The following is a 15573-nucleotide window of genomic DNA, read 5'->3' on the forward strand; positions in this document are numbered from 1 at the left end:
CGTCCGGGCTCCCCGGACCCGGGCATCTATAGGCTCACCTGTCGTGATGACGTGGCGCGAGGGTCGGGTGCGCGAGCTGCTGCCCGGCTGGGACGGGGTGGTGGTCGTCTCCGTCGACCTGGACGGCGGCGCGATCGTGCGGGCGCTCGCCTACCTCGAGCTGGTCGGCGCCCCGGTGGTCGGCGACCGGGTGCTGCTCAACATCACCGCGCTGGAGCGGGGGCTGGGCACCGGGGGGTATGCCCTCGTCGTCGCGATCCCGGACCGGCCGGACGCCTGGCCGGGGACGACGCCGGACCAGGCAGCGGGTCACCTGGTCAAGGCGCGCTACACCCCGCTGCAGCCGATGGTGCTCGGCGTGGACGACCCCGAGGGCGAGCACCACGGCACGCTGGCCGAGGCCGACGACCTCGAGGGACTGCCCGTCCTCGCCACCGACCTGCACTCAGCGCTGCCCGCGGTGCTCGCGGGCGTCCGCGAACGAGCACCCCGCGCCCGGGTCGCCTATGTCATGACCGACGGCGGGGCGTTGCCGCTGGCGTGGTCGCGCACGGTGGCCGGGCTGCGCGACGCGGGGTGGCTCGCGGCGACCATCACCGCCGGGCAGGCCTACGGCGGCGACCTCGAGGCGGTCACGGTGCACACCGCCCTGCTCGCGGCCCGGCACGTCGTCGGTGCCGACCTCGCGGTGGTCGTGCAGGGACCGGGCAATCTGGGCACCGACACCCGGTGGGGCTTCTCCGGGGTGGCCGCGGGCGAGGCGCTCAACGCCGCGGGGGTCCTGGGCGGACGGCCGGTGGCCGGGCTGCGGGTGTCGCAGGCGGACGCCCGCGAGCGGCACCGCGGACTGTCGCACCACAGCGCCACGGCCTTCGGCCGGGTCCTGGCCCACCCGGCCGACGTGCCGGTGCCGGCGACGACGGACCGCCTGACGGACCCGCTGGCGAGCTGCCTGCGTCGGGTGCGGGAGGAGGCCCGGGCGCTGGCCGACGACGCACCCCACCTCACCGTGGTCGACGTGGACACCTGCGGGCTCCTCGACGCGCTGCGGGACGTCCCGGTGACCCTGTCCACGATGGGCCGCGGCCTGGAGGAGGACCCTGCGAGCTTCCTCGTCGCCGCCGTGGCTGGTCGGCACGCCGCGACGCTGGTCGGGGATCTAGGGTGACCGCCATGGACTCCCCCGGCGCCACGGCATACCTCGTGAAGTTCGCGGACGCCTGAGGCGGGTATGTCCTCCGACCTGGTCTTCCTGCTCGGCGGCGCGGTGCTGCTGCTCGCGGTCGCGCTGCCCAGCCTGCTCACCCGCGCCTGGCTCTCGGCGCCGGTCATCCTCATCGTCGTCGGCGCGCTCATCGGCCTGCTGCCGTTCGGCTCCGGCTTCTCCTTCGACCCCACCGACCAGCGGGAGACGATCGAGCACGTCACCGAGTTCACCGTGCTGCTCGCGCTCATGGGCGTGGGTCTGGCGCTGGACCGGCCGCTGACCTGGCGGCACCCCGGCACCTTCCGCACCTGGGCGGCGACCTGGAAGCTGCTCGGGATCGCGATGCCGCTCACCATCGCGGGCGTCTTCCTGCTGGGCTGGTGGGGGCTGGGGCTCGGCGTGGCCCAGGCACTGCTCCTGGGTGCCGTGCTAGCGCCGACCGACCCGGTGCTGGCGAGCGACGTGCAGGTCGACGGGCCGGCGATCCGCCGTCGCGGGCGCGATGACGAGGGCGGTGACGACGAGGCCTCGGGCGGCCAGCAGGACGCCGGTGACGTCGTCGACCAGCTGCACGACGACGAGATCACCGACCACGACGAGGTGCGCTTCGCGCTGACCTCCGAGGCCGGCCTCAACGACGCGCTGGCCTTCCCCTTCGTCTACGCCGCGATCTTCCTCGTGACCCTCGGGCCGGTCGCGGAGTGGGGGTGGCGGTGGCTGGGCTTCGAGCTGGTCGGCAAGGTCGTCATCGGGCTCGTGGTCGGCCTCGCGGTCGGGTGGCTCATGGCCTACATCGCCTTCCGGTCGCGCCAGCAGGCGCTGCGGCTCGCCGAGCAGGGCGAGGCGCTGCTGGCGCTGGCTGCGATGCTGGTGTCCTACGGCGTCGCCGAGGTGGCGCAGGGCTACGGCTTCTTGTCGGTCTTCGTCTGCGCGATGGCGATGCGCTCCCAGGCGCGCCGGCACGAGTTCCACGAGCACATGCACGGTGTGGTGGAACGACTGGAACGGCTGCTGACGCTCGTCGTGCTGCTCTTCGTCGGCATCGCGCTCACCGACGGGGCGCTGGAGCACCTCGACTGGCGTGGTGTGCTCGTCGGCGTCGCGCTGGTCCTGCTCATCCGGCCGCTGTCCGGGTGGGCCGCCCTGGCGGTCGGGCGCTGGCGCACGGCCGAGGACGTGCACCGACCGCTCGCGCGGCGCGAGCGGGCCATCACCGCCTTCTTCGGCATCCGCGGCGTGGGGACGCTCTACTACCTGTCCTACGCCCTCTCCGAGGCGAGCTGGACCGGCGAGCGGTGGCTCTGGGCCACCTGCGTCTTCACGATCGTGCTCTCGGTCGTCGTGCACGGGGTGCTCGCGACGCCGGTCATGGCGTGGCTGGAGCGCGACCGCGCCCGCCTCACCGACTCCTCCCCCTGACCACCGGGCGCCGCCCATGGTTGCCCCAGACCCGACCGGGCGTCGTGAATGGTTGCCCGGTATGCCTCCAGCTGGTCAGCGGACGTCGACCAGGTCCACGACGAAGATCAGCGTCTCGCCACCCTTGATGGCAGCGCCCGCGCCGCGGTCGCCATACCCCAGGTGCGGCGGGATGACGATCTTGCGGCGGCCACCGACCTTCATCCCGAGCAGACCCTGGTCCCAGCCCTGGATGACCTGACCGACACCGGCGGTGAAGGTGAGCGGCTCGCCGCGGTTCCAGGACGCGTCGAACTCCTCGCCGGTGGACCAGGACACCCCGACGTAGTGGGCCGAGATCGTCGACCCGGCGGTCGCCTCCGCGCCCTTGCCGACCTCGAGGTCCTCGACCTGCAGCTCGGTGGGCGGCTCGTCACCGGGGAAGTCGATCTCGGGCTTGGCCTTCTGGACGCGGCCGAAGGGGGAGTCAGTCATGAGGTGCTCCTTGTCGTGATGATGTCAGGTATGCCGTGCGCCGGCCGACCATTCGCGGCGCTCGGTGGGTTGTGGGGCCACCATTCGCGACGCTCGGTGGGTGATGGGTCAGGAGGCGCCGAGGATGTCGACGACGAAGACCAGGTCCTCGCCGGCGAGCTCGTGCTGCGGGCTCGCGGTCTCGCCCTCGGTCTCTTCCTCGGCCTCGCCGTAGGCCTCGGCGGCCGGGACGACGAGCAGCACGCGGGACCCGATCGGCTGGCCGACGAGCCCCTCGTCCCACCCGGCGATGACCGAGCCGACGCCGATGGGGAACTCGCTGGGCTCGCCCCGCTCCCAGGAGCTGTCGAACTGCTCGCCGTCGGACAGCTTCACGCCGGTGTAGTGGACCCGGATGGTCTGACCGGCGACCACCTCGGGGCGCTCCCCCTGGATCAGCTGCTGGGCCACGAGCTGGTCCGGTGCCTCGACGCCCTCGACGTCGATCTCCGGGCCGGTGTCGCCCATGGTCACGGTGGGTAGGCCCTCCTGCGGCTCGACCTCCTCGCCCTGCGCCTCGGTCAGCGGCTCCCCGGTGTCCTGGACACTCATGTAGAACAGCATCGTGTCGGTCGGGCCGACCCGAGCTGGGCGCTGCCGGCCTCGCCGAAGGCCTCGCTCGCGGGGATCGCCATGAGGAACTCGTCGCCCACAGCCATGCCGGGCAGCTGCTCCCGGAAGGCCGGGAAGAGCGCCTCGTCGCCGAGGTCGAGGGTGACCGACTCGTCGTTCGGGAAGGTCGAGACGAGTTCCTCGCCCGAGGTGCCGTTGACGGCGAGGTACTGCACCTGGACCTCGTGACCCTCGGCCACCTCCTCGCCGTCGCCCTCGGCCAGTGTGCGCGTCTCCGTGCCGGCCGCGACGAAAGGCAGGTCGCCTTCGGCGAAGGGCTCGTCGTCCCACGTCAGGGCCGGGGCCTCGCCCTCGGTGTCGACCTCCACGTCGGCCAGGTCGCCGTTCGGGGCGGCGCTGGTCGCGGCCGCGTCGTCCCCCGGCGAGCTGGTCGCGCTCGCGTCGTCGCCCTCGCCGGAGGAGTTCGGGCTGCACGCCGCGAGGAAGATGAGGGGTGCGGCCGCAGCCGCGAGGTAGCGCAGTCGGGAAGAGCGCACGGAGCGTCCTTTGCAGAATCGGGGAATCGTCGTCTCCCCGCCAGCCTAACCCGGTCGACTGGACGTCAGGTGGGAGCACCACCGGAGGCACGGACGTGCTCGAGCAGCGCGTCCACCCGCTCGTCCTGCCAGGCGAAGGGGTCCTTGCAGATCACCGTCCGCGCGGCGGTGTCGTTGAGCTTGAGGTGCACCCAGTCGACGGTGAAGTCGCGCCGGTGCTCGGCGGCCACCCGCACGAAGTCGCCACGCAGCCGGGCCCGGGTCTGCGGCGGGTCGGTCGTGGCACTCCTGATCCGGTCCTCGTCCACCACGGTCCGGGCGGCGCCCGAGCGCTCCAGGATCCGCACCAGCCCGCGCCGGGCGTGGATGTCGTGCCAGGCCAGGTCGAGCTGCTGCAGCCGTGGGTCCCACGCGTCCAGACCGTGGCGCGCGGCGTAGGAGTCGAGCAGCTTCTTCTTCATCACCCACTCGATCTCGGTGTCAACGAGGTGCAGCCGGTCGGTGGCGATCGCCTCCAGCCCGCGCCCCCACAGCTCCAGCACGTCCCGGTATGCCCCCTCTCTCCCGATCCCGGCGTCCTCGGCATACCTCGTCACCAGCTCGAGCAGCTGCTGCTGGACCTCCAGCGCGGTGACGGTGCCACCCCGGCGAAGCCGCAGCGGCACCCGACCCGTGGGGTCGCGGGAGATGTCGCGGATCGCCTGCATGGGGTTGGCGAGCACGAGGTCGGGCACGACCGTGCCGGCCTCGAGCATCTGCAGCACCAGGTCGGTGGCGCCGAGGCGCAGCAGCGTCGTGGTCTGGCTCATCGTGGAGTCGCCGACGATGACGTGCAGGCGGCGGTGCTTCTCCGGGTCGGCGTGCGGCTCGTCGCGGGTGTTGATGATCGGGCGGGACCGGGTGGTGGCCGAGCTGAGGTCCTCCCACATGTGGTCCGCGCGCTGCGAGACGAGGTAGGTCGCCCGTTGCTCGGTGACGTGCAGCCGGCCGGCGCCGGTGACCAGCTGCCGGGTGACGAGGAAGGGCACCAGGGTCTCGGTGACCCGCTCCATGCGGGTGCGGCGCTCGATGAGGTAGTTCTCGTGCGAGCCGTAGGAGTTGCCGCGCGAGTCGACGTTGTTCTTCAGCACATAGACGGTGGCGTCGAAGCCCTCCTCCGCGAGCCGCTGCTCGGCGTCGTCCGCGAGGTCCTGGACGATGATCTCCCCGGCCCGGTCGTGGGCGACGACGTCCAGCAGGTCGGTGCACTCGGCGGTGGCGTACTCCGGGTGGGAGCCGACGTCGAGGTAGAGCCGGGAACCGTTGCCGAGGAAGACGTTGGAGGAGCGCCCCCACGCCACGACCTTGCGGAAGAGGTAGCGCGAAACCTCCTCCGGCGAGAGCCGGGAGCCGCCCCGGAAGGTGGCGTTGACGCCGAACTCGGTCTCGACGCCCATCACCCGCTGCTTCACTCGCCGCCCTTCTGCACGAAGCCGTGCACGAACTCGGTGGCGTTGCTCTCCAGGACGCCGTCGATCTCGTCGAGGAGGGAGTCCAGCGCGGCGTCCCGCTCGGCGCTCTGCGCGGCCGGGGCGCTGGGAGGTGTAGCGCCGTCTGCGTCCGGGCCGGGTTCGCCGTCGCCGCCCGACTCGCGACCACGACGCTGGAAGTGCTGCTGCGACATGGTCCTACCCTAGGCCAGACCTCCCACGCACGCCCCTGGTCACGCCGTCGTCCCGGCGACACTCCCCTCTCGATCGGCCACAGCGTTCACGTGAACGCTGGAGCCGTTCGTCATGGGCGTGTCGCCGGCACGGGGAGCAGTCCGGGGTCAGACGTCCTCGCTGGCGAGCTCGGAGAGCAGGCTCGCCGCGGAGGTATGCCGGTCCAGCAGCCCGACGACGGCGGCCCGGCTGCCGCTGGTCGGCTCGTCCATGCGCACCCGGCGCAGGCCGCCCCGGTCGTCGACGAGCACCACCGAGTCCCAGGACGCCGCCCGGACTCCCCCGGCCGCGCCGTAGCGCCGCACCGCCTCGCCCCTGAACCAGGCCCGTGTGTCCGGCGGCGGCTCCGTGACGGCGGCGGCGACCTCCTCCGGTGTGACGAGCCGCTCCAGCTGGCCGGCGGCGCGCAGCTTGCGGGCCAGGCCCCGCGCGGGGTCGAGGTCGTGCCACTGGATGTCCATGGCCGCGATCCGGGGGTCGTCCCAGCCCGCGCCCGCGCGGTTCCGGAAGCGCTCCAGCAGCTGGTGCTTGGCCACCCACTCGACCTGCCCCGCGGCCTGCGACGGGTCGCGGCGCAGCGTGTCGAGGACCTCGCGCCAGCGGCCGAGCACCTCGTCGGTCTCGGTGTCGTCCGGGTCATCCCAGGCCTCGTGGCCCGAGGCCGCGGCACGCTCGGCGGCCTCGAGGTGCGCCTCGACCAGGTCCAGGCCGGTCATCTCGCGGCCGTCGGCCAGCGGCACGGTGACCTGCAGCGACGGGTCGTGGCTGAGGGCCCGCGCGGCGGCGACCGGGTGGGCGAGCGGCATACCCTCCAACAGCTCGGGGTGCGTCTCGATGACCCGGAGCACGGCAGACAGCGACCCCAGCGCCAGGTAGGTGGTGACGTCGGCCATCGTGGCGTCGCCGACGATGACGTGCAGCCGCCGGTGCAGGTGCGGGGTCGCGTGCGGCTCGTCCCGGGTGTTGACGATGGGGCGGCGCAGCGTCGTCTCGAGCCCGACCTCGGCCTCCAGGTAGTCCGCGCGCTGGGACAGCTGGAAGCCGGGCCGCTCGCTCGCCTGGCCGATCCCCACCCGCCCGGCACCGGCGATGACCGGTCGCGCGACGAGGAAGGGGATGAGCAGCCGCGCCAGCCGGTCGAAGGGCACCGAGCGCGGCACGAGGTAGTTCTCGTGGGTGCCGTAGGACGCGCCCTTGCCGTCGACGTTGTTCTTGTAGAGCCGCACCTCCAGCCCCTCCTCGGCCAGGGTCCGCACCGCGCCCCAGGCGACCTCCTCCCCCGCCCGGTCGTAGCGGACGGCCGCGAGCGGCCCGGTGACCTCGGGCGAGGAGTACTCCGGGTGCGCGTGGTCGACGTAGAAGCGCGCCCCGTTGGACAGGACGGACGTCGCGATCGTCGGGTCCTCGACATCGGTCAGCTGGGAGCGGTCGGCCAGCGCCCGCGCCATCTCGAAGCCACGGGCGTCCCGCAGCGGCGTCTCGTCGGCGTAGTCCCATCCCGCGCCGGAGGGGAGCGCCGCCCCCGGGGCGGCGCCGGCGGCATACCCCCGGACGACCTGGCCGGAGAGCACCATCGGGGTCACCGGGCGCCCGGCCGGGTCCAGCTGGGTGCTGGTGATCCCCAGCTCGGTCTCGATGCCCATGACCCGGCGGACTCCCATGGCGCCGATCCTGTCACGAGCCGTGCCCGCCCCCCGGTAGCGTGCCCCGGGTGAGCGCGACCTACCGCTACGACGAGGCCCTGGCCCGCGCCCGGGAGGTGCTGCCCACCCCGGTGCTGGAGTACCTCCTCACCGGCGCCGGGGACGGTGCGTCCGCCGCCGAGGCGACGGACGCCTGGGCCGGGGTCCGGCTGCGGCCCCGGGTGCTGCGCGACGTGACCACCGTCGACCTGCGCGCCCGGGCGCTCGGCGAGGAGCTGGCCCTGCCCTTCGCCGTGGCCCCCACCACCTTGCAGCGGGCCGTCCACCCCGAGGGCGAGGTCGCGATGGCGCGGGCCTGCGCCGCGGCCGGCCAGCTGCTCGTGGTGTCCAGCAACGCCGGCTCCACCTTCGCCGACATCGGCGCCACCGGGGTCCGCTGGTGGGTCCAGGCCTACCTCACCCAGGACCGGGACCTGTCGCTGCCGCTGCTCGAGCGCGCCGTCGAGGCGGGAGCCGGCGCGGTGGTCCTCACCGTGGACACCCCGGTCGTCAGCACCAAGAGGTATGCCGGTGCCACCGTCTGGGAGGCCACGGACCCGGCCTTGCTGCGGGTGAACTTCCCGCCCGACGAGCAGCGGACCCCCGGCGCGGAGAAGGCCACCGACCTCTCCCCCGAGGACCTCGGGTGGCTGCGGGAGCGCACCGGCCTCCCGGTCGTCGTCAAGGGTGTCCTGCGTGGCGACGAGGCCGTGCGCTGCCGGGACGCGGGCGCCGACGCCGTGTGGGTCTCCAACCACGGCGGGCGCCAGCTGGACCGGGTCGTGCCGACCGCGACCGCCCTGCCGGAGATCCGGGCGGCGGTGGCACCGGGGACCGAGGTCTACGTCGACGGCGGGGTCCGCACCGGTCTGGATGTGCTCGTCGCCCTGGCCTGCGGGGCCGACCTCGTGCTCGCCGGGCGTGCTCCGGTGCTCGGCCTGGTCGACGGCGAGGACGGGGTGCGCGGCTGGCAGCAGACCTGGGCCGCCGAGCTGGTCGAGGCCCTGCGGCTGGCCGGCGTGGCCGCCGCGGCAGACGTCGCCGAGGCGGACCTCCTCACGCCCTCCGGTGGACCGGGTGACCCCGGTCGGCAGCGACCCTGACCACGGCGGACTCACTCCCCTGCACTGCGCCGCATCGAACGCAGGGCACCCTCGCTCGCGACGAAGCCGGCGGCCTCCATCCGTGGCGTCGGCCACTCGCCGGAGAGGAAGCGGGCCGTCGTCTCCGGCGGGCCCGGGGGCGGCCACGGGAGGTCGGGGTCGCGTGCCTCGGCCAGCAGCTCGCGCCGGGTCTGGTCGGCCCCGTCGTCCTCCAGCTCCTGGGTGAGCTGCCACGCGGGCAGCGTGCCCTGCACCCCGACCTGCCAGGGGTTGGCCCCCGCCTCCAGGAGCAGGCCCGCGGACTCCAGGTCCCCGAAGGTCAGCGCGGACCCCAGCGGTGTCGCGCCGCTGACCGGCTCGGCCCGGTCGGGGTCGGCGCCGTGGTCCAGCAGCAGGCCGACCGACGCCGGCCGCTCGAAGAGGAGGACCTCCTGCATCGGTGGTGCCGTGTCGGGGCCGTGCGCGTCGGGGTCGGCGCCCGCCCCGAGCAGCTGCTCGGCGAGGTCGAGGTCGTCCGCGAGCAGGGCATACGTCAGGGCCAGGCCGGGGGCCTCGCCGTCCGGGTCGGCACCCAGGTCCAGCAGCGTGGCCACCATCTCGCCGTCACATCCGGCGACGGCGAAGGTGAGCAGGTCGCCGTCGTTGCCGTCCCCGGGCCGCACCCCGTCGGGCAGGACCACGCGCGTGCCCAGGAGCTGCTCGTCCCCGCGGACCAGCTCGGCGACGCGCTCCTCGTCCCCGTCCACGACGGCGTCGTAGACCTGCTGGCCCGCGGCTGCGTGGTCCAGGTGGTCCCGGACCGTCTCCGGCGTCGGCAGCGACGGCTGCGTCTGCGAGAAGCAGGGCGGCACCCCGTCCAGCAACCCGCAACCACCCATGGCAGGGGTAGTCAGGCCGACGACGAGCAGCACCCCCACCCCGCGTCGGCCCATGGGTCATGTCTACCGCACCGGAGGTCAGGCGTCCACGCGCGGACGCGGCACCCCGGTGACGATGTCGAGGTCGAGCGTCGTGGAGGTGGCTAGCACGGTGAGGGCACGCGACCGGGTCCGCCCGGTCCCGTGGTCGACCGCGGTGAGGACGTAGCGCCCCGGCGGCGGCAGCCCGATCTCGTAGTGCCCCTCCTCGTCGGTGTGGCAGGTGCCGACGAACTCACCGGAGTGCTTGATGAGCGAGATGAGCACCTCCGCCATCGGTGTCCCGTCGTCGGTGATGTGCCCCGACAGCAGCAGCCGCTTGGCCATCACGACGTCCTCCTCGTGGCCCACGGACAGCTCGACCAGCGCGGACTGCGGCGCCCAGCCGTCGGCCGACACGACGAGCAGATAGGGCCCGGGCTCCGGCAGCGCCAGGGTGTAGCGCCCGTGGTTGTCGGTGCGGCCCCAGTCGATGTGGCGGCCGTCGGGACGCAGCACGGTGGTGACCGCCTGCCGCAGCGGGCGGCCCTGCGGGCCCACGACCTGCCCCCGCACGAGCAGCTCGGGCAGCTCGCCGCCGAGCTTGACCTCGGTGCGCTCCCCCACCGGCTCCTGCGGGTCGCCCTCCACCCCGACGTGGGCCCGCTGCGGGCGGCGGATGAAGGCCGCGATGAGCGCACCTCCGAGCGAGGCCGCGGCGCCGGCCCAGAAGATGAGCTGGTATGCCTCGAAGCGCGGCGCCATCTCCCCGCTGGACGTCTGCACCATCGAGGCCGCGAAAACCGCCGCGACCAGCGCCGAGGCCGAGGAGGTGCCGAGCGAGCGCAGCAGCGTGTTGAGGCCGTTGGCCGACGCCGTCTCGGTGATGGGCACCGCCCGCATGATGAGGGTCGGCATCGCGGCGAAGGCCAGGGCGGTGCCGAGCGAGGCCACGCTGGAGGTGATGACCACCTCCAGCACGCTGCGGTGCAGCAGCGAGCGCCCGATGAAGCCGACGGCGATGGTCACCGCACCGGCGATGAGCACCGCTCGCGGCCCGTAGCGGGTGATGAGGCCCGCCGAGACCGGCGACATGGCGACCATGAGCAGGCCGGAGGGCAGCATGACCAGCCCGGTCGAGACCACGGACAGCCCGAAACCGTAGCCGGTCTCCGCGGGCATCTGCACCTGCTGTGCCGAGGTGAGGAAGTTGGCGAACATCGCGAAGCCGATGAGCACCGACGCGGCGTTGGTGAGCAGCACGGTGCGCCGGGTCGAGGTGCGGATGTCGACCAGCGGCTGCCCGGTGCGCAGCTCCCACGGCACCCACGCGGCCAGCACGAGCCCGGCACCGGCGAGCAGGCTGAGCGTGATCGGCGAGCCCCAGCCCCACGTGCCGGCCTTGCTCACCGCGAGCAGGAAGCAGGTGAGCGCGACCGACAGCAGCAGCGCACCTGTGAGGTCGAAGCGGCCGTGGGTCTTCACGGTCGACTCCGGGACCACGCCGTAGACCGCCACGAGCATGACGACGGCGAAGCCGCCGGAGACGTAGAAGAGGGCGTGCCAGTCGAGGTTCTCGTAGATCACGCCGGCCAGCGGCATACCGATGGCACCGCCGATGCCGAGGGTCGCCGACATCAGCGCGACGCCGGAGCCGACCCGGTCGGCCGGCAGGTGGTCGCGCATGATGCTGATGCCGACCGGCACCAGGCAGGCACCGAGGCCGCTCAGCCCGCGGCCCACGACGACGAGCGCGAGCTCGCTGCTGAGCGCGGAGACGACCGAGCCGGCGATGACGGCCCACATGCAGATGATGAGCATGAGCCGCTTGCCGAACATGTCTGCGAGCCGGGACACGATCGGGGTGCCGACGGCCGCGGTGAGCAGCGTGACGGTGACCAGCCAGGAGGCGTTGTCGCTGGTCGTGCCCAGGATCTCCGGGAAGTCGGGCAGCAGCGGCAGCACGAGGGTCTGCTGCAGCGAGACGAGCGTGCCGCACAGCGCGAGCACGACGATGATCGCCGTGGTGGGGGTGGCGGGCGGCGGCTGCGAGGCTGACCTCGAGGTGGTCTTCTCGTCCGCGCCGGCTGCCATGCCTCAGACCCTATCCCCGCCGCCGGACACACCCGCCCGCACGTCCGCGTCCGCGGGCGGTCCAGCCGCTCAGCGCTCCCCGAGGTCGACCGAGCGGCCCGGCTGGGTGCCGGAGGCGTCGCCGACGAGGGTGCGGATGTAGGTGATCCGCTCGCCCTTCTTGCCGGACACCCGGGCCCAGTCGTCCGGGTTGGTGGTGCCCGTCAGGTCCTCGTTCTCCTTGAACTCGTCGAGGTATGCCTGCTCCAGGTGCCGCTCCCGCAGCCCCTCCTCGCCGCGGGTCAGCACGTCCTTGATCGCCAGCTTCTTGGCGCGGTCGACGATGTTGTGGACCATCGCACCGGAGGCGAAGTCGCGGAAGTAGAGCACCTCCTTGTCACCGCCGGCGTAGGTCACCTCGAGGAAGGCGTTGGCCGGGGAGACGGCATACATCCGCTCCACGACGCCGTCGATGAGCGCCGCGACGCCGACCGCCCGGTCCCCGCCGTGCGCGTCCAGGACGCTGGGGTGCAGCGGGATGTCGGTGGTGAGGTACTTGCCGAAGATGTCACGGGCACCCTCCGCGTCGGGCCGCTCGATCTTGATCTTCACGTCCAGGCGCCCCGGGCGCAGGATGGCGGGGTCGATCATGTCCTCCCGGTTGGAGGCGCCGATGACGATGACGTTGTCGAGCCGCTCCACCCCGTCGATCTCGGCGAGAAGCTGGGGCACGATCGTTGTCTCGACGTCGGAGGAGACGCCGGAGCCGCGGGTGCGGAAGAGCGACTCCATCTCGTCGAAGAAGACCACCACCGGGTCGCCCTCGGCCGACTTCTCCCGGGCCCGCTGAAAGATCATCCGGATGTGCCGCTCGGTCTCCCCGACGTACTTGTTGAGCAGCTCGGGGCCCTTGATGTTGAGGAAGTAGCTGCGGGCGCCCGCCGCGGTGAGGCCCTTCTGCTCCGCCGCCTGCCGGGCGAGCGAGGCGGCGACCGCCTTGGCGATGAGCGTCTTGCCGCACCCGGGCGGGCCGTAGAGCAGCACCCCCTTGGGCGGGCGCAGCTGGTGGCTCTCGTAGAGCTCGGCGTGCAGGAAGGGCAGCTCGACGGCGTCCCGGATCTGCTCGATCTGGCCGCCCAGGCCGCCGATGTCGTCGTAGGAGATGTCGGGCACCTCCTCGAGCATGAGCTCGGTCACCTCGGGGCGTTCGATCCGCTCGGTGACGAAGCCGCTGCGGGAGTCGAGCAGCAGCGCGTCACCCACCCGCACCTGCTCCTGCGCCACCGACCCGGCGCGGTGGGCGATCCGCTCGTCCTCGCCCCGCACGAGCACCGTGAGCCGCCCGTCGTCGAGGACCTCCTTGCAGGTCACGACGTCCCCGGCCCGCTCGTAGCCGGCGACGCCGACGATCGCCTGGGCGTCGTTGAGCAGCACCTCGCGACCGGGGTGCAACGCCGTGCTGTCGACCTCGGAGGAGATCGTCGTGCGGATCCGGCGCCCTGCCACCGAGACGTCGGCGTCGCCGTCGACGAGCCGCAGCACCAGGCCCATGGTCAGCGGCGGCGAGGCGAGGGCGTCCAGGTCCTCGCGCAGCCCCTCGATCTGTTTCTTCGCGCTGGACAGCGTGGTGCTCAGCGCCTCGTTGCGCCCCCGCAGCTCGGTCACCCGGGAGGTGAGGGTCTGCACCTGCTGCTGCAGGTGCCGCTCGCGCGGCGTCGGGTCGGTCACGTCTCCTCCTCCGGCTCGGTGTCGGACCCGGTCACCCGGGTGGCGGTGGCCTCGGCGTCGCGCCGGGTGCGGCGCAGCTTCTTGTCCGACACCGGGCGTTCGCCCAGGTCGGCGGCCTCCCACTCCCCGGTGGCAGGGGTGTAGTCCTCCCCGTAGGCGCCGGGCGCCGGGCGCTTCTTGCGTAGCGGCGCGTCGGTGCCGGGCGCCAGCCGGCGCAGGCTCACGAGGAAGCCGGTATGCCCGTGCATCCGGTGCTCGGGGCGGACCGCGAGCCCTTCCAGGTGCCACCCGCGCACCATCGACTCCCACGCCTGCGGCTCGGTCCAGCCGCCGGCCGCCCTGGCCGCCTCGGCGACCCGCGAGAGCTGGGTGGTGGTGGCGACGTAGCAGATGAGCACGCCGCCCGGGGCGAGCGCCTCCCCACGACGCCGAGGCAGTCCCAGGGCGCGAGCATGTCGAGGACCACCCGGTCCACCGTGCCAGGCTCCACCGCGTCCGGGAGCGCCTCCACGAGATCGCCCACGGTCACCGTCCAGGCCGGGTGGTCCAGGCCGAAGAAGGACCGGGCGTTGGCCCGGGCGATGTCGGCGAAGTCCTCGCGCCGCTCGAAGCTCAGCAGCCGGCCGGACTCCCCCACCGCGCGCAGCAGCGACAGCGAGAGCGCCCCGGAGCCCACACCCGCCTCGACGACGACCGCGCCGGGGAAGATGTCGGCATACGTCACGATCTGTCCGGCGTCCTTGGGGTAGACGACCTGGGCGCCGCGCGGCATGGAGAGGACGAAGTCGGAGAGCAGCGGGCGCAGCGCGAGGTACTCGGCGCCGGAGGTGTGCCGCACGACCGAGCCGTCGGGGGCGTCGATGAGGTCGTCGTGCCGCAGGTGGCCGCGGTGGGTGTGGAACTCCTTGCCGACCTCCAGGGTGATGGTGTGCATCCGTCCCTTGGGATCGGTCAGCTGCACGCGGTCGCCCGCCCGAAAGGGTCCGCGCCGCATGTCGGCGCCCGTCGGCCTGCTCACCTGGTCAGTCTACGAGCGGTGCGCCGGTGAGCTCGTGCGTGCTCACCACGCCCCAGGGCCGGCCGTCGTCGTCCAGCAGGGCGACGACGCCGGACCCGGACCGGCGCATGACGTCGATGACGCCGTCGAGCCTCGCCTCGGGCGCCATCGGCACGGCCCAGCCGCCGGGGAGCCGGACCGCCACGGCCGAGACCGGCGTGCCGGCCCACTGCTCGCGCGGGACCCGCTGCAGCGAGGGCGGGTCGACGAGGCCCTCGGGGCGCCCGTCCGCGTCGAGCACGACCCACACCGGCCGCTCGGACCAGGCGACGGTGTGCAGCGGCTCGTCGTTGCGGACGACACCGGCGGGCAGGGCGGCGTCGCCGAGCCGTCGGCGGGAGGCACGGCGGCCGTGGACGCCGACCTTGATCGCCTGGCTGGCGCCCTGCCACAGGAAGAGCCCCACGAGGGCCACCCACGCGACGCGGGTGAACGGCACGCGATCCCCCTGCAGCAGCGGCGGGAGGAGCAGCGCGAGGGCCACGAGCACGACGACGGCGCGACCGGCCCAGCCGGCGGTGATGGTGCCGACGTGCCGGTCGCCGGACACCTTCCAGACCAGGGCCTCCAACAGGTAGCCCCCGTCCAGCGGCAGCCCGGGGACGAGGTTGAAGACCGCCACGAAGGAGTTGGCCCAGGTGAAGGCATACGCCAGCAGGAGCGGGACGCCGGTGCCGTCCACCAGGGTCCAGGACCACCAGCCGAGCACGGCGAGCAGCCCGTTGGCCAGCGGCCCGACCACCGCGACCGCCGCGCTGCGCCCGGGCGTCCCGCCGGCCCCGTCGTGCGCGGTGTGGCCGCCCCAGAAGTCGGCGACGATCCGGGAGACGCCGAAGCCGACGCGCTGCGCGACGAGGGCGTGCGCCGCCTCGTGCACGAGCACGGACACCAGCAGCAGCAGCACGAAGACCAGGGCGACGCCATAGCTCCACAGCCCCAGCTCGGGCAGGACGCGCCCCACCGTCGGCCCGAAGAGGGCGACCATGACGACGGCGACGAGGACCCAGCTGCGACCGAGGTAGATCGGGATTCCGGACAGGGTGCCGATGCGCCACCCGGGCTGTCGCTCCATCCTCCGAGCGT

13 protein-coding genes and 1 pseudogene are annotated in these 15573 nt (G+C 73.4%); 3 read left to right on the top strand and 11 right to left on the bottom strand.

The window, feature by feature from the left end:
* Nucleotides 1-43: 43 nt before the first annotated feature.
* Both FU792_RS07935 and FU792_RS07940 read left to right on the top strand, forming a co-directional pair.
* Nucleotides 44-1168: a DUF3866 family protein gene (locus FU792_RS07935; protein ID WP_028130816.1), complete on the top strand. Its 1125-nt coding sequence runs from the start codon at nt 44-46 to the stop codon at nt 1166-1168.
* 63 nt (nt 1169-1231) lie between these two features.
* Nucleotides 1232-2626, top strand: a complete 1395-nt coding sequence (locus FU792_RS07940; protein ID WP_022923964.1) for a cation:proton antiporter — start codon at nt 1232-1234, stop codon at nt 2624-2626.
* 75 nt (nt 2627-2701) lie between these two features.
* Here FU792_RS07940 and FU792_RS07945 read toward each other — a convergent pair whose 3' ends face one another.
* The 6 genes from FU792_RS07945 to dop form a co-directional block, all read right to left on the bottom strand.
* On the bottom strand, nt 2702-3100 hold the full coding sequence (locus FU792_RS07945) for an FKBP-type peptidyl-prolyl cis-trans isomerase (RefSeq protein ID WP_022923965.1): 399 nt from the start codon (nt 3098-3100) through the stop codon (nt 2702-2704).
* Between the two features lie 108 nt (nt 3101-3208).
* Nucleotides 3209-3691 carry an FKBP-type peptidyl-prolyl cis-trans isomerase gene (locus tag FU792_RS07950; RefSeq protein ID WP_161600226.1) on the bottom strand — a complete coding sequence of 161 codons (483 nt, stop codon included), beginning with the start codon at nt 3689-3691 and terminating at the stop codon, nt 3209-3211.
* Nucleotides 3688-4248, bottom strand: a complete 561-nt coding sequence (locus FU792_RS07955) for an FKBP-type peptidyl-prolyl cis-trans isomerase (protein ID WP_161600227.1) — start codon at nt 4246-4248, stop codon at nt 3688-3690. The genes FU792_RS07950 and FU792_RS07955 overlap by 4 nt, the downstream gene beginning before the upstream one ends.
* A 65-nt stretch (nt 4249-4313) precedes the next feature.
* A complete protein-coding gene (pafA, locus tag FU792_RS07960) occupies nt 4314-5699 on the bottom strand; it encodes a Pup--protein ligase (protein WP_022923967.1) in 1386 nt (461 codons plus the stop codon).
* Entirely contained in the window at nt 5696-5911 is a 216-nt protein-coding gene (locus FU792_RS07965) for a ubiquitin-like protein Pup (RefSeq protein WP_022923968.1), read from the bottom strand. Before FU792_RS07965 ends, pafA begins: the two co-directional genes overlap by 4 nt.
* A gap of 147 nt (nt 5912-6058) precedes the next feature.
* The gene (gene dop / locus FU792_RS07970; protein ID WP_022923969.1) at nt 6059-7612 is read right to left on the bottom strand and encodes a depupylase/deamidase Dop; all 1554 of its coding nucleotides are present in this window, start codon (nt 7610-7612) and stop codon (nt 6059-6061) included.
* A gap of 50 nt (nt 7613-7662) precedes the next feature.
* On the opposite strand from dop, the gene FU792_RS07975 reads away from it, so the two are divergent.
* Nucleotides 7663-8736, top strand: a complete 1074-nt coding sequence (locus FU792_RS07975; RefSeq protein ID WP_022923970.1) for an alpha-hydroxy acid oxidase — start codon at nt 7663-7665, stop codon at nt 8734-8736.
* 11 nt (nt 8737-8747) lie between these two features.
* Here the strand turns inward: FU792_RS07975 and FU792_RS07980 are convergent, their stop codons facing one another.
* The 5 genes and pseudogenes from FU792_RS07980 to FU792_RS08000 form a co-directional block, all read right to left on the bottom strand.
* Nucleotides 8748-9668, bottom strand: a complete 921-nt coding sequence (locus tag FU792_RS07980; protein WP_022923971.1) for an ankyrin repeat domain-containing protein — start codon at nt 9666-9668, stop codon at nt 8748-8750.
* 24 nt (nt 9669-9692) lie between these two features.
* Nucleotides 9693-11726: an MFS transporter gene (locus tag FU792_RS07985; protein ID WP_022923972.1), complete on the bottom strand. Its 2034-nt coding sequence runs from the start codon at nt 11724-11726 to the stop codon at nt 9693-9695.
* A gap of 69 nt (nt 11727-11795) precedes the next feature.
* Nucleotides 11796-13433, bottom strand: coding sequence for a proteasome ATPase (gene arc, locus FU792_RS07990; RefSeq protein ID WP_022923973.1), 1638 nt, complete (start codon nt 13431-13433; stop codon nt 11796-11798).
* Nucleotides 13430-14427 (bottom strand): annotated as a pseudogene (locus FU792_RS07995) (tRNA (adenine-N1)-methyltransferase). Before FU792_RS07995 ends, arc begins: the two are co-directional and overlap by 4 nt.
* A gap of 28 nt (nt 14428-14455) precedes the next feature.
* Nucleotides 14456-15562: a site-2 protease family protein gene (locus tag FU792_RS08000; protein WP_022923975.1), complete on the bottom strand. Its 1107-nt coding sequence runs from the start codon at nt 15560-15562 to the stop codon at nt 14456-14458.
* Nucleotides 15563-15573 lie beyond the last annotated feature (11 nt).

It is taken from the genome of Serinicoccus marinus DSM 15273 (assembly GCF_008386315.1).
Classification (GTDB): Bacteria; Actinomycetota; Actinomycetes; order Actinomycetales; family Dermatophilaceae; genus Ornithinicoccus; species Ornithinicoccus marinus.